This window comes from Pseudomonas sp. AC252 (genome assembly GCF_979258105.1).
The window spans coordinates 4,311,063-4,323,806 of sequence record NZ_OZ409837.1 but is presented as its reverse complement, the minus strand read 5'-3'; the positions used below and the strand labels follow the sequence as shown (position 1 = coordinate 4,323,806).

The following is a 12,744-nucleotide window of genomic DNA, read 5'->3' as shown; positions in this document are numbered from 1 at the left end:
CCCGGCAACCCACAAAACCAATGTGGGAGCGAGCCTGCTCGCGAAAGCGGTGTGTCAGCCACAGATAAATTGCCTGACCTGCCGCCTTCGTGAGCAAGCTCACTCCCACAGGATTTCGCGCTACACCCCCGATCCCCGGCAACCCACAAAACCAATGTGGGAGCGAGCTTGCTCGCGAAAGCGGTCTGTCAGCCACAAATAAATTGCCTGACCGGCCGCCTTCGTGAGCAAGCCCACTCCCACAGGATTTCGCGCTACACCCGCCATCCCCGGCAACCCACAAGGTGGGGTGTGTACGGTTAGAAAGTGATGTCGGCGGCCGGTTTGACATCGACTCGCGCTACGGAACCGGTGAGCGCAGCGAAGTCCTTGTTGTGTTGGGCAATGATGTCGTCGGCGCTCATGGTGCCGTTGTCGACTGTTGAATGCGCATCTCTCGCAACAACGACGTCGTAGCCCAGCTCATGCGCACTGCGAACTGTGGCGTTGACGCAGTAATCAGTCTGCAAGCCGCAGATGACCAGTCGCTCAAAATCTTCGCTGGGCAGCAGCTTGCCGAGATCGGTCTGGTAGAAAGAGTCCCCGGTGGTTTTGTCTACGTTCAGGTCTTTCGTCGAAGTCAGCAGATCTTTGGCCAGTTGCCAACCGTCAGCACCGCGCACAAACGGACCGTCCTTTTCTTCGTGTTGAATCAGCACCACCGGAACGCCGGCATCGCGGGCGCGTTGGCTCAGACCATTTATCGTGGCGATCACACGGTCGATTTCAAAACACTGATATTCACCAGCACACAGCGCCTGCTGGACATCGATGATCAGTAATGCGGTGGTCATGTCGAGCCTTCCTTGATCAATCCTTGAGAATGGGGCGGACCTGAGCCCGCCCCTTTTTACTCCGCTCAGTAACCCAATGACAAGCCGGTATTGCGCCGTGGATCGTTGGCGCCGTAGAAGCGATTCTTGCCAACCGGTTTGCCTCCCAGCGACGGCGCTCCCACCAGAATTGCAGCAATGTGGTTGGGGTCCTGCGGGCCGGCAAACTTGTGGCCCCAGCTCTCCAGGATCTTTTTCGTATCCGGGCTGGCGGCGAAGTCTTCGAGGTTGGTTTCTTCCGGCATCCATTGCTGATGGAAGCGCGGTGCGTCGACCGCTTCCTGCAAGCCCATGCCGTAGTCAATGACGTTGAGTATGGTCAGCAAGGTTGCGGTGATGATCCGGCTGCCACCCGGCGTGCCGACCACCATTACCACTTTGCCGTCCTTGGTGACGATGGTCGGACTCATCGACGACAGCGGCGCCTTGCCCGGTGCGATAGCGTTGGCCTCGCCTTGAACCAGCCCATACATGTTCGGCACGCCGACCTTGGAGGTGAAGTCGTCCATTTCGTCGTTGAGGATCACCCCGGTCTTGCTCGCCATCACGCCCGCGCCGAACCAGTCATTGAGGGTGTAAGTCACCGAAACGGCATTGCCCCACTTGTCGACAATTGAATAATGCGTCGTGTTGCTGCCTTCGTGGGGCGCGACGCCGGGCTTGAGCTCGGCCGAGATGCCGGCCTTTTGCGGCTGGATGGCGTTGCGCAGTTTGGTCGCGTAGTTCTTGTCCAGCAGATGCTCGATCGGGTTTTTCACGAAATCCGGATCGCCCAGATAGCTGTTGCGATCGACGTAGGCATGGCGCATGGCTTCGATCTGGTAATGCATGCCCTGAGCCGAATGAAAGCCCAGGTCCTTCATCGGATAGCCTTCGAGAATATTCATGATCTGGCAGATCACCACCCCGCCGGAGCTTGGCGGCGGCGCCGAGACCACGTGATAGCCGCGATAATCGCATTCCACCGGGGCCAGTTCGCGGGTTTTGTATTTGTCGAGGTCAGCCTGGGTGATGATGCCTTTGTTGGCCTGACTGGAGGTGACGATGGCATCGGCGACCCAGCCTTTGTAGAAGCCGTCGGCGCCCTTGTCGGAAATCGTTCGCAGGGTTTTCGCCAGATCCTTCTGCACCAGTTTCTGCCCCACCTGCATCGGCTCGCCGTTGCTGAGGAAGATCGAGCCGGAATCGCGCATGTCCTTCTTGAACACGTCGGTGGCGTACTCCAACAGTTCGACATCGCCCTGCTGCAGCTCGAAACCGTCTTCGGCCAGTTTGATCGCCGGGGCAATCATGTCCTTGCGCTGCTTGGTGCCGTATTTGCTCAGGGCCAGCTCCATGCCAGACACGGTGCCCGGCACGCCGACCGCCAGGTGACCGCGCGTGCTCAGGTCCGGAACGACATTACCGTCCTTGTCCAGATACATGTTCGCCGTCGCTGCCAGCGGGGCTTTCTCACGGAAATCGAGAAAGGTCTTGCGCCCGTCTGCCAGTTGGATGGTCATGAACCCGCCGCCGCCAAGGTTGCCCGCAGCCGGATAAACCACCGCCAGTGCATAGCCCACGGCCACCGCCGCATCCACGGCATTGCCGCCGTTTTTCAAAACGTCGACACCCACGTGGGTCGCCAGATGTTGCGCGGTGACCACCATGCCGTTTTCCGCCGCAACCGGCGCCACGGATGCCGCGTGAGCCATGAGACAGCTGAGCGCCAGGGAGGTCGCAATGAGCGATCTGGCCAAAGGTTCGTACTTCATGAGTCGATCTCTTTTTTGTTGTTGAGGACTGCGCCAAACGCAGGGCAACGCTTCAGGAGCAACAAGCAGTATGGTCGGCTTTGCGTATTGCGCCTCCCCGTTCAGCCAGTATGCTGGGCCGCATTAATGCCCAGCTCTGGAGTCGCCATCATGTCTTGCACGTTCATCACCCTGCCCTCGCCGGTCGGTGAGTTGAAGCTGGTCGCGAACGGCAGCCGACTCGCCGCCATCCTCTGGGAAAACGACAAACCGAACCGGGTGAGGCTGGGACCGATGAGCGAAGCCCCGGACAATCCGGTCCTCATGAAGACCGCGCGGCAACTCGATGAGTATTTCGCCGGCACGCGGAATCGCTTCGACCTGGAACTGGAATTTGTCGGCAGCGAATTCCAGAAAAAAGTCTGGGCCGCCCTCCTGACCATTCCGTTTGGCGAGACACGCACCTACAGCCAGATAGCGCTGCAAATCGGCCATCCGACGGCGGTCCGAGCGGTCGGTGCCGCCAACGGGCGCAATCCGATTTCCATTGTTGCGCCGTGTCATCGAGTGATCGGTGCTTCGGGAAAGCTGACGGGTTTCGCCGGTGGGCTGGAGAACAAAGAGCGGTTACTGATGCTCGAAGGTGGCCAATGGTCAACGTTCGGGAAAACAGGCGAGCTGTTCTGACTCAAGCAACGAAGAGGTTATTCATCGCTGCGTACTGCAACAACATGATGGTCTTCGCATCGCAGATCTCGCCGCGCTGAAACGCCGCCAGCGCCTCATCGAATCCCCACTCGAGCACTTCCAGTTCTTCGGTTTCCTCTTCCAGGCCGCCACCCTCGCTGACCTTGGAGGCGGCATCGTATTCAGCGACAAAAAAGTGCAGCTTCTCGGTCACTGAACCGGGGCTCATGTACGCCTCGAATACCTTCTTCACGTCATGCACGCGGTAACCGGTTTCCTCCTCGGCTTCGTCACGAATGCGCTGCTCAGGCGCGGCACCTTCCAGCAACCCCGCAGCCACCTCGATCAGCAATCCATCGTGACCATTGACGAAGACTGGCAAGCGGAACTGTCGGGTCAGCACTACCGTGCGCTTTTCGCGGTTGAACAGCAGAATCGCCGCGCCATTACCGCGGTCGTAGACCTCGCGGGTCTGACGTTGCCATTCGCCATTGTTGCGGTGGTAATCGAAGGTGATTTTCTTCAGCAGATACCAGTCGTGGGACAACACCTGAGTGTCGACGATGTTGACCCGTTCGGCTGTGTTGGACATCGCGTCTGATCCTGTCTTCATGAATGGACGGCCATGGTCGGACAATTGCGCTGACAAAAAAGCCCGGCAGCGCTACCGGGCTCGTTCAGCCGCCGCTGTTACTGGAAGTCGACGTCGAAGGCCTGATAGAACGCGTTGCCGGTGTTGGCAACGATCCACATCAGCACAATGACGTGGTGGCCCTTCTTGTTCGCCGGCAGTTGCACTTGGTGATCGACCTTCGCCTTCAATTCACCGGCATGGCTGTAATACGGCACCTGCGGGTAGAAATCCTCGAAGAACGGCTGGGTTTCCAGTTGTGCACGAGTGATGCGTTGCTGAGGATCCCAGCTGTCATTGGTGATCAGCCAGCGATAACCCCGAGTGGTGTGCGGCGCTGTGTAGGCCCAAGTGACTTTGAGCATCTGCCCCGGATCGACATTAAGCAGCGGCCAACTGAACGAACGACCGAGCTTCTTGCTCATCTCGTCGCTGGTGTAATTGACGCAATCGCGGGCATCGGTCTTGCCGCCGCTGAGAATGTAACCGTCGGCCGGCGGCGCGACGCTGGCGGAGTCTGTCTCGAAAGGTGACGGAAACGGTCCGACTTCCATGGCCGGAAAGTTCTTGCCACCCTCCATTTCATTGACTTGCCAGGCGCCGAGCAAGCCGAGGTCGATGGCGACCGCGCCGCGACTCGCTGGCGAGATGACGCGACCGTGTTTCAGTTGGGTTTGTGCAGTTGCCTGATTCATGTTTTTCACTCCGTTGATTTGAGAACTCTCCTTCCCGAGGAGAGGCCTTCAAGCTAACGGAGGTGGATTTTTGTCCATCGGCGCTTTTGTCGCAGCGCTACCGGAAGGAAGAATGAAATCCTGCAAACACTGAATGGATGAACAGTGCTCGACGAAACTTCGTACTCAACGCATAGCTGAACACCTACACGTCAAGTTGACGAAACGGCTGGAGGCCGATCAACGCAGTTGCGCCTGATACTCCTTTTCGTACTGTCCAGCGAGTTGGGTTTTCTGTTTATCGTCGAGCAACTTGCCGGCCATCTGGAAGAACTTATGCTCTTCTTCCTCGAGGTGGTGATGGACCTTGTCCGATAGCTTCTTTGCCGTTGCCAGCCAGGCCGGGCTGGACATCTCGGTCTCGTCGAGCTCTTCCATCATCTCGTCCATTTCATGGTGCTCGGCGATGGCGTGGCGGCTCAGGTCAACGCCTTCGTCAATTTCCATCAACGGGATGTAGAAGTGCCGCTCTTCGGCGGTTTCGTGCGCTTGCAGTTCGGCTTTCAGTTGTTTGTAAGCCTCGACCCGCTCAGGGCTGTCGCCGCTGGTCGCGATCAGAGCTTTGGCATAAGTGCGCTGGCGCTCGTGGCTTTCGCGCAGGGCTTCAAAAATATTCACGGGATGTCCTCATCAATCGCGCTCAGGGAAAGACGCGATAAAAGCCTAGACCGCAGCGCTGGTTTGACGGTTCCGCTTGTTTGATCGGAGGGTTGGAGGCACCTGTGTGGACGCGGTAGGCTGACCGCTCCATTACACAAGGAAGTCATGCATGAACTTGCGTATCGAGTTGACGCAGAACCCTACCGAAGAACAGCGCGCAGCGATTCTTGCGCCCTTGCGTGCACACAACGTTGCCAAGGCCGGGCCATCCACGTGGGAGCCGATTGCCTTGCTGGTGCGTAACGAAAACGACGAGATCCTCGGCGGCCTGTATGGCCACACGTTCTACCGCTGGTTGTTCATCGAATTGCTCGCGGTCCCGGAGCAAGGTCGTGGTCAGGGTATCGGCACAAAATTGATGCGCATGGCCGAGGACTTTGCCAGGGAGAAAAAATGCGTGGGCATTTGGCTCGACACCTTTTCTTTCCAGGCGCCGGCGTTTTACAGAAAGGTCGGATACAGCGAATGTGGCGAGATTGTCGATTATCCGCTGGGGCACAAGCGGCATTTTTTCCAGAAGCGGCTGATCGATTGACTGTGTCGCTCTTTTGCGCGAGCAGGCTCGCTCCCACACTGGAAAGCATTTCAACTTGTGGGAGCGAGCCTGCTCGCGAAAGCGCCAGCCGCCTCGACACACAGTCAGAGGCAGGTCGCCATCGCCGCCATCCGTCGCATCGCGACAAAATCACTCTGTTGTGCGTAGTAATTCAAAGTCGTACCCGAGGCTTCGGTAAGCACATCGACAAACGACTCTGCCGAACGCGTGTAGACCGTAGTGCCGCCGGACTCGCGCGGCTCCAGATAGGCCGCCGCGTCGACGCCAAACACCGCTTCGTCCTGCCAGGCGAATTGCACGCACCGGGCGACGTCTTTCTCCGGCTTGTCCGAGGTCAGGACCTTGTCCGGGCTCTTGGTGCGAGCCTCGTTCATCACCGAACCGGCACATCCGGCCAACAGGGCCGCCGCCAGCGCTACCATCAGCATTCGCATTGCATTCGCTCATCGAGAAAAAAGCGGACTGTAGCACTGCAAGGCAGCAAATCGTTCTGCTTTACTGTTTTTATGCGCGACACGCGCGAGCAGCTGCGGCACCCTGAGATCTTCAGCCACACAAGGAAATTACATGGCGCCTAGCGACCAGCGACATGAACAGGCTCTGAAACTGTTTCTCGATGCGCGACCCGAATTGCGGGAAACCCTCGATCACCTCAACCCGCTGCTGGCTCAGGCCAAGGGCGAAACTCAGGCACAGTATCGCGAAGAACGCCTGCATGAGGCATTCGAGGCCGAGGCGGAAAGCCAGGGATTATTTGCCTGGGAACTGACACTGCAATTGACGGCTGACTCGCCCGAGGACTATCAGGCGCAACGGCTTGAGGTGCATCGGGAGGTTGCGGAGATGGCCGGGATGGACTGGGTCGAGTATTGCGATCTTTACGGCATTACCCCTAATCGATGTAGGAGCAGCCGAAGGCTGCGATCTTTTGATCTTGATCTTGATCTTGAAGAGCAGAATCAAAAGATCGCAGCCTTCGGCAGCTACTACAAAGGAATCTGCGTAAAACTGGGGTTTCGCGGCTGCCGCAATAAAGCTTTATCATGGCCGCAGTTTCGCTGATCGAGTCCATCATGAAGTTCGCCATTGCGCTGTTTTCCGCCGCCCATGCGCCCTCCTCGCGCCGTGCCCTGCTGTTTGCCCAGGCCGCGCTGGCTGGCGGACATGAGATTGTCCGGCTGTTTTTCTATCAGGACGGCGTGTTCAACGCCTCCGATGCGGTGGTGACGCCGCAGGATGAACTGGACTTGCCCAAGCAATGGCGCGCCTTTATCAACGAAAAGCAACTCGACGGCGTGGTCTGCATCGCCGCCGCGTTGCGCCGTGGTGTGTTGAACGAAGAAGAAGCCAAACGTTACCAGCGAGAAGCGACTTCAGTGAGCGCGCCGTGGGAACTGTCCGGTCTTGGGCAATTGCACGATGCCGTGCAGGACGCTGACCGCCTGATCTGTTTCGGAGGCGCGTGAACATGGCCAAATCGCTGTTGATCATCAGCCGCCAGTCGCCCTGGTCTGGCCCCGGCGCACGGGAAGCGCTGGACATCGTGCTTGCCGGTGGCGCCTTCGATCTGCCGATCGGTTTACTGTTTCTCGATGACGGCGTGCTGCAACTGGCCGCCGGACAGAACGCCAAGGCCTTGCAGCAGAAAGACCTCAGCGCCAATCTGCAGGCGCTGCCGATGTTTGGTGTCGAAGAACTGTTTTATTGCGCACAAAGCGCCAGTGCTCGCGGCCTCGGCAACGTGTCGCTGGAAGAAGCGCAGCCGCTTGCCGCTGAGCAAATCACCGCCCTTATTGACCGTTACGATCAGGTGATCACTCTCTGATGTCGACTTTGCATGTGTTGTCTCATTCTCCGTTCGGCGACGATCGCCTGATCAGTTGCCTGCGCCTGCTCGGCAGCGCCGATGCTGTGTTGTTGTCCGGCGATGCGGTGTATGCGCTGCAACCGGGCACTGTGGCGTTTTCTGCTTTGCAAGAGCGAACCATCAAGCTGTTTGTATTGCTTGAGGACGCACAGGCGCGTGCGATCGACATTCCGGACTGGGCCGAGGCCATCGACTACCCGGCCTTCGTCGAACTGTCGATTCATCACGCCAAGGTCAACAGCTGGCTATGAACTCCCTTACCGTCGGCGCCCGCGCCATCGAACTGGACAAGGACGGCTTCCTCGTTGACCTCAGCGACTGGTCAGCCGAAGTCGCCAGCGCCCTCGCCGCTGCCGAAGACATCGAGTTGACCCCCGAACACTGGGAAGTCCTCGAGCTGCTGCGCAGTTTCTACGCCGAATTCCAGCTGTCGCCGGCGACGCGACCGCTGATCAAGTACACCGCATTGAAACTCGGCGCCGACAAAGGCAACAGCCTGCACCTGAACCGACTGTTCAAAGGCACCCCTGCCAAACTCGCCGCGAAACTGGCGGGCCTGCCCAAACCGACGAATTGCCTATGAACGACTTTTCTGCATTGACCCTCGAAACGCCTGCCGAGCACCCGTTCGCACAATTCGTGCGCATTCTCGGCAAAGGCAAGCGCGGCGCCCGCGACCTGACGCGCGAGGAAGCCCGCGAGGCCATGGGCATGGTGCTCGACGACAAGGTCGAAGATACGCAACTCGGTGCCTTCCTGATGTTGCTGCGGCACAAGGAAGAAAGCGCCGAGGAAATGGCCGGATTCACCGAAGCCCTGCGCGAACGCTTGCAGGCGCCGGCCTTGAATGTCGACCTGGACTGGCCGACCTATGCCGGCAAAAAACGCCATCTGCCGTGGTATCTGCTGGCAGCCAAGTGCCTGGCACTGAACGGCGTGCGCATCTTCATGCACGGCGGCGGCGCACACACGGCCGGGCGCCTGTACAGCGAACAACTACTGGGGGAACTGAACATTCCCCTGTGCCGCACCTGGCAACAAGTCGGCGCGGCGCTGGATAACGGCGGACTGGCTTTCATGCCGCTGATGGACTGGGCGCCGCAATTGCAGAAGATGATCGACCTGCGTAACACCTTGGGCCTGCGTTCGCCGATTCACTCGCTGGCGCGAATCCTCAATCCGCTCGGTGCACGTTGTGGCCTGCAGAGCATTTTCCATCCCGGCTACCAGGCGGTGCATCGCGATGCCAGCGGCTTGCTCGGCGACACGGCAATTGTGGTCAAGGGCGATGGCGGTGAAATCGAGATCAACCCCGATGCCACCAGTCATCTTTACGGCACCAGCGGTGGTCAGAGCTGGGACGAGGAATGGCCACAGCTGTCAGCGCAGCGCCACGTCAAACCCGCCTCGCTGGACATCGAACACTTGAAAGCCGTATGGCGCGGCGATGTGGTCGACAGTTATCCGCAAATGGCCCTGATTGCGACCATGGCCCTCGCCCTGCGCGGCCTTGGTCAAGATCGCGAGCAAGCCTTCGCCACGGCCGAGCAGTATTGGGCAGCGCGAAATACATCGATCTAACCGATCATTAGCGCCCGATCTTTGCGCTTTTTGTTCGAACTCATCGGAATAGACTCGACTCCAACGAATATTGGTTTTCAGGAGTCTTGATCATGGGTTTACTCGTCGACGGCCACTGGCAGGACAAGTGGTACGAAAGCAGCAAGGACGGCGCATTCCAGCGCGAACAAGCGCAACGCCGCAACTGGGTGACCGCCGATGGTCAGCCAGGCCCCAGCGGTGAAGGCGGTTTTGCTGCCGAAGCCGGGCGCTATCACCTCTACGTTTCCCTCGCCTGCCCATGGGCGCACCGCACGCTGATTCTGCGCAAACTCAAAGGTCTGGAAAGCCTGATCGACGTTTCGGTCGTCAGTTGGCTAATGCTGGAAAACGGCTGGACCTTCGACAAGGCGCTCGGTTCGACCGGCGACAAACTCGATGATTTCGATTTCATGCACCAGCGCTACACCGCTGATACCCCCGACTACACCGGGCGCGTGACGGTGCCAGTGCTGTGGGACAAGCAGCTCAAGCGCATCGTCAGCAATGAATCGGCAGAAATCATCCGCATGTTCAACAGCGCCTTCGACGGGCTCACCGGCAACGATCTGGACTTCTACCCGGCGCAGCTACGCAACGAGATCGACGCCCTGAACGAGCGGATCTATCCGGCGGTGAACAACGGTGTCTATCGCGCCGGGTTCGCCACGTCGCAGCAGGCCTACGAACAGGCATTCGATGAAGTATTCGCCGAACTGGATCATCTGGAGCAATTGCTGGGTGCCAATCGCTACCTGAGCGGCGAATACCTGACCGAAGCGGATGTGCGCCTGTTCACCACGATGATTCGCTTCGACGCCGTCTACCACGGGCACTTCAAGTGCAACCTGCGGCGGATTGCCGACTACCCGAACCTGTCGAACTGGCTGCGCGAGATGTATCAGTGGCCGGGGATCGCCGAGACCGTGGATTTCCAGCATATCAAGCATCACTACTATGGCAGCCACAAGACGATCAACCCGACCGGTGTGGTGCCGAAAGGTCCGAAGCAGGACTTCACCGGACCGCATGATCGGTCGCGCTTGAGCGGCAACGGCGTCTGGCGTCGAGGTTGATCGTCGACGAGCTTCTGTGGCGCGTGCTGCACTTGCACGCGGCCACAGGCGTTCGTACTGCCATCAGGATTCAGAGAGCCTTTTGAAACCGCCGAAGATCATCCGTTGGCCATCAAAACCCATCGGATTGACGTCGGGCCGCATGCGCGGGTCTTCCATCATTTTCGCCATACCTGCATCGCGGGTGGCCTTGTCTGGCCAGATCAGCCAACCGGACGAGACGGTTTCACCCTCCCTGAGTTTGACCGCCAGGGGGAACGACGTGAGCTTGCCCTCCGGTACGTCGTCACCCCAGCACTGGACGACATCCACGGCGCCATATTCCTTGAACAGCCTGGCGGCGATCTCACAGTGTTTTTTGTATTGCGCATGATTGGCGTCAGGCACCGGCGCCACGAAGATATCGATGTAAGCCATGTTCATTCTCCTTGCAGGTTGGGTTCGATCTGCTGACTGGTCGATTGCGGCGGGCGCCATTCGACGTGATTGTTTCCCAGCCCGACGGACGGCTCTGCGCCAGCGCTCAAATTGCCCTCGACCTGCCCGGCGATGTGCAACGTGCCCGCCATCACTCCTGTGGTCGGATTCTGCAGCAACTTCTGCCAGGCTTTGTCGAAGGTATTGCCGAGGCTGCTGCGGATCAGTGCTTCGCTGTCCGGACGGTCGTTGGCCTGGATGATTGCGCGGATGCCGGCCACACCGACGGAAATCATCGCCCCGGCCAGTTTCCCGGCGGCCGCCGCCACCGCACTGGCGGCGCCGCGTGGGGCCATTTCCGCTTCGATGCGCTGGCTGGCGCGCTTGGCCACCGGCGCCATCGCCGCGTCGGTGGAGGAAATGCCCTTGGCGCCGCCGTCGGTGTGGATCTTGTCGATCAGCGCGGCGTACGCCGGCAGGGTGTTCAGCGGCTCGGTGCTGATGACTTTGAACAATGAAGCATCCCGTGCCGGCGGTGGGCCGAGGGCAATGGCCGGGATCTGCTGCAAGCGTCCGTTGAGCTGTGCGATCGGCACGCCATGGCGCTGGGCGATGAGCGGCATCTGCTGCGCCATCAATTGCGCGTAGAACGCCGTGGACTGAGCCAGGATCGCGTCCGGATCAATCTCCACTGCCACCGGCGCAAGGACTTTTTCCTGATATTGCTCAAGTAGATACGCCGCCAGGCGTTTCGCCGAAGCGTCCTGCTCGCCGCCAGCACTGATCGTGTACCAGCTGACCTTCATCGACAGCCATTCCTGAGTCCAATAGCTGCTGAACCAAGGGATGAAATTTTCTTCAGTTTGCTGATAGATCCGCGTGCGCCAATGTTCCATCGAGCCACGAGCGAACAGCTTGACCTGCTCGGTGGCCTGCTGCGAGGCGCTGATGATTTCGCGGTCGATCTGCTGCCAGGTTTGCGCCGACACCACCACCGCCTGTGGCGCACTGACCGGTGCCCGGGCCGAGGTGGCGCAGCCAGCCAGCAGAAACAGTGCGGCGACGACCAGCGCGCGCGGGTTCACGGTGGTGGTGTCCTTTGGCTTGGGGAGGTGCAGGTTTGAGTATAGGCATGTGACTGCTTGGCTGATAACCAATGTGGGAGCGGGCTTGCTCGCGAAAGCGGTGCATCAGTCACCACATGTATCGACTGACACACCGCTCTCGCGGGCAAGCCCGCTCCCACAGGGGATCCTGTTCATCATCACTGTCGTCGATAACCACCATCGCCACGATTGCCTTCCGCCCACCCTTCATGAACGGCACGATTGGCACATCCGACACACAACGAGGCGTTCACATCATGACCCACACTCAAGTCACCCTCTCCGTGAGTTTCCCGGTGTTCGGCAGCAACTACTATCAACAGCACGTCGTGCCGCGCAAGGCGCAGACGCTGGTGTTCAACAAGGATTTCGACGATCTGCTGATGCCCGCCGCCAGCAACCACTTCAGCAATGAAGTGGTCGGCATCAACGATCAGTTCCGTTTTCTGAGCGACATCCTCGCCACCCATTTGCTCGATCACGAGGCCTCGGTGCCTGCGCGATCCCGCGTCCAGGCGAACGCTCGTTTTTTCAACTGAAGGCTGATGCACAAAGGGCGTTCCTTTAACGGGAACGCCCTCTTCATTCAATCAGTCGTCATCGCGATCACGGTAATAACGACGGCCATCGCGGCGGTCGTCATCGCGGTCATCCCAGCGTCGGTCGTGATCGTAATTGCGGCCATGGTCGCGGTCGTAATGCCGGCCGTGCCGGTGGTCATCATCAAAATCCGCAATACAGCCGCTGAGCAATACGGCGGCAGTCACAGTGAGCAGCATGGTTGTCGCTTGCTTCATTCAACACTT

Annotated in this window: 18 protein-coding genes and 1 pseudogene; 10 read left to right on the top strand and 9 right to left on the bottom strand. The window is 59.2% G+C overall.

Features of this window, described 5'->3' with window-relative positions:
• Positions 1-299: 299 nt before the first annotated feature.
• Together ACZZZ4_RS19815 and ggt are read right to left on the bottom strand one after the other, a co-directional pair.
• Positions 300-833: a cysteine hydrolase family protein gene (locus ACZZZ4_RS19815; protein WP_130000164.1), complete on the bottom strand. Its 534-nt coding sequence runs from the start codon at positions 831-833 to the stop codon at positions 300-302.
• 65 nt (positions 834-898) lie between these two features.
• The gene (gene ggt, locus ACZZZ4_RS19810; RefSeq protein ID WP_463548532.1) at positions 899-2,626 is read right to left on the bottom strand and encodes a gamma-glutamyltransferase; all 1,728 of its coding nucleotides are present in this window, start codon (positions 2,624-2,626) and stop codon (positions 899-901) included.
• A 150-nt stretch (positions 2,627-2,776) separates the two neighbouring features.
• Between ggt and ACZZZ4_RS19805 the strand changes: the two genes are divergently transcribed.
• A complete protein-coding gene (locus ACZZZ4_RS19805) occupies positions 2,777-3,292 on the top strand; it encodes a methylated-DNA--[protein]-cysteine S-methyltransferase (RefSeq protein ID WP_463548531.1) in 516 nt (171 codons plus the stop codon).
• A 1-nt stretch (position 3,293) separates the two neighbouring features.
• Here ACZZZ4_RS19805 and ACZZZ4_RS19800 read toward each other — a convergent pair whose 3' ends face one another.
• The 3 genes from ACZZZ4_RS19800 to ACZZZ4_RS19790 all read right to left on the bottom strand — a co-directional run bounded on the left by ACZZZ4_RS19800 (position 3,294) and on the right by ACZZZ4_RS19790 (position 5,275).
• Positions 3,294-3,884 (bottom strand): NUDIX domain-containing protein, encoded by a 591-nt coding sequence (locus ACZZZ4_RS19800; RefSeq protein WP_039762389.1) that lies wholly within the window; start codon positions 3,882-3,884, stop codon positions 3,294-3,296.
• Positions 3,885-3,982: 98 nt separating this feature from the next.
• Positions 3,983-4,618: a lytic polysaccharide monooxygenase auxiliary activity family 9 protein gene (locus ACZZZ4_RS19795; protein ID WP_463548530.1), complete on the bottom strand. Its 636-nt coding sequence runs from the start codon at positions 4,616-4,618 to the stop codon at positions 3,983-3,985.
• A gap of 219 nt (positions 4,619-4,837) precedes the next feature.
• Positions 4,838-5,275 (bottom strand): hemerythrin domain-containing protein, encoded by a 438-nt coding sequence (locus ACZZZ4_RS19790; RefSeq protein WP_039762387.1) that lies wholly within the window; start codon positions 5,273-5,275, stop codon positions 4,838-4,840.
• Positions 5,276-5,426: 151 nt separating this feature from the next.
• Between ACZZZ4_RS19790 and ACZZZ4_RS19785 the strand changes: the two genes are divergently transcribed.
• Entirely contained in the window at positions 5,427-5,852 is a 426-nt protein-coding gene (locus ACZZZ4_RS19785; protein ID WP_463548529.1) for a GNAT family N-acetyltransferase, read from the top strand.
• Positions 5,853-5,956: 104 nt separating this feature from the next.
• Here the strand turns inward: ACZZZ4_RS19785 and ACZZZ4_RS19780 are convergent, their stop codons facing one another.
• Positions 5,957-6,307, bottom strand: coding sequence for a hypothetical protein (locus ACZZZ4_RS19780; RefSeq protein WP_039762384.1), 351 nt, complete (start codon positions 6,305-6,307; stop codon positions 5,957-5,959).
• Between the two features lie 133 nt (positions 6,308-6,440).
• On the opposite strand from ACZZZ4_RS19780, the pseudogene ACZZZ4_RS19775 reads away from it, so the two are divergent.
• The 7 genes and pseudogenes from ACZZZ4_RS19775 to ACZZZ4_RS19745 all read left to right on the top strand — a co-directional run.
• Positions 6,441-6,767, top strand: a pseudogene (locus tag ACZZZ4_RS19775) (DUF6388 family protein); the annotation flags it as partial.
• Between the two features lie 179 nt (positions 6,768-6,946).
• Positions 6,947-7,339, top strand: a complete 393-nt coding sequence (gene tusD, locus ACZZZ4_RS19770) for a sulfurtransferase complex subunit TusD (RefSeq protein ID WP_039762396.1) — start codon at positions 6,947-6,949, stop codon at positions 7,337-7,339.
• 2 nt (positions 7,340-7,341) lie between these two features.
• On the top strand, positions 7,342-7,698 hold the full coding sequence (gene tusC / locus ACZZZ4_RS19765; RefSeq protein ID WP_039762381.1) for a sulfurtransferase complex subunit TusC: 357 nt from the start codon (positions 7,342-7,344) through the stop codon (positions 7,696-7,698).
• Complete coding sequence (gene tusB / locus ACZZZ4_RS19760) at positions 7,698-7,991, top strand: sulfurtransferase complex subunit TusB (protein WP_039762379.1); 294 nt, start codon at positions 7,698-7,700, stop codon at positions 7,989-7,991. Before tusC ends, tusB begins: the two co-directional genes overlap by 1 nt.
• Positions 7,988-8,323 (top strand): TusE/DsrC/DsvC family sulfur relay protein, encoded by a 336-nt coding sequence (locus ACZZZ4_RS19755; RefSeq protein WP_463548528.1) that lies wholly within the window; start codon positions 7,988-7,990, stop codon positions 8,321-8,323. Before tusB ends, ACZZZ4_RS19755 begins: the two co-directional genes overlap by 4 nt.
• Positions 8,320-9,321: a glycosyl transferase family protein gene (locus ACZZZ4_RS19750; RefSeq protein WP_463548527.1), complete on the top strand. Its 1,002-nt coding sequence runs from the start codon at positions 8,320-8,322 to the stop codon at positions 9,319-9,321. The genes ACZZZ4_RS19755 and ACZZZ4_RS19750 overlap by 4 nt, the downstream gene beginning before the upstream one ends.
• 92 nt (positions 9,322-9,413) lie before the next feature.
• Entirely contained in the window at positions 9,414-10,415 is a 1,002-nt protein-coding gene (locus ACZZZ4_RS19745; RefSeq protein WP_463548526.1) for a glutathione S-transferase family protein, read from the top strand.
• 63 nt (positions 10,416-10,478) lie between these two features.
• On the opposite strand, the gene ACZZZ4_RS19740 is transcribed toward ACZZZ4_RS19745, so the two are convergent.
• Together ACZZZ4_RS19740 and ACZZZ4_RS19735 are read right to left on the bottom strand one after the other, a co-directional pair.
• Positions 10,479-10,832, bottom strand: coding sequence for a DUF1428 domain-containing protein (locus ACZZZ4_RS19740; protein WP_415762936.1), 354 nt, complete (start codon positions 10,830-10,832; stop codon positions 10,479-10,481).
• Between the two features lie 2 nt (positions 10,833-10,834).
• Positions 10,835-11,917, bottom strand: coding sequence for a hypothetical protein (locus ACZZZ4_RS19735; protein ID WP_463548525.1), 1,083 nt, complete (start codon positions 11,915-11,917; stop codon positions 10,835-10,837).
• Positions 11,918-12,195: 278 nt separating this feature from the next.
• On the opposite strand from ACZZZ4_RS19735, the gene ACZZZ4_RS19730 reads away from it, so the two are divergent.
• A complete protein-coding gene (locus ACZZZ4_RS19730; protein ID WP_463537960.1) occupies positions 12,196-12,477 on the top strand; it encodes a hypothetical protein in 282 nt (93 codons plus the stop codon).
• Positions 12,478-12,528: 51 nt separating this feature from the next.
• Here the strand turns inward: ACZZZ4_RS19730 and ACZZZ4_RS19725 are convergent, their stop codons facing one another.
• Positions 12,529-12,735 (bottom strand): hypothetical protein, encoded by a 207-nt coding sequence (locus tag ACZZZ4_RS19725; protein ID WP_130000157.1) that lies wholly within the window; start codon positions 12,733-12,735, stop codon positions 12,529-12,531.
• Positions 12,736-12,744 lie beyond the last annotated feature (9 nt).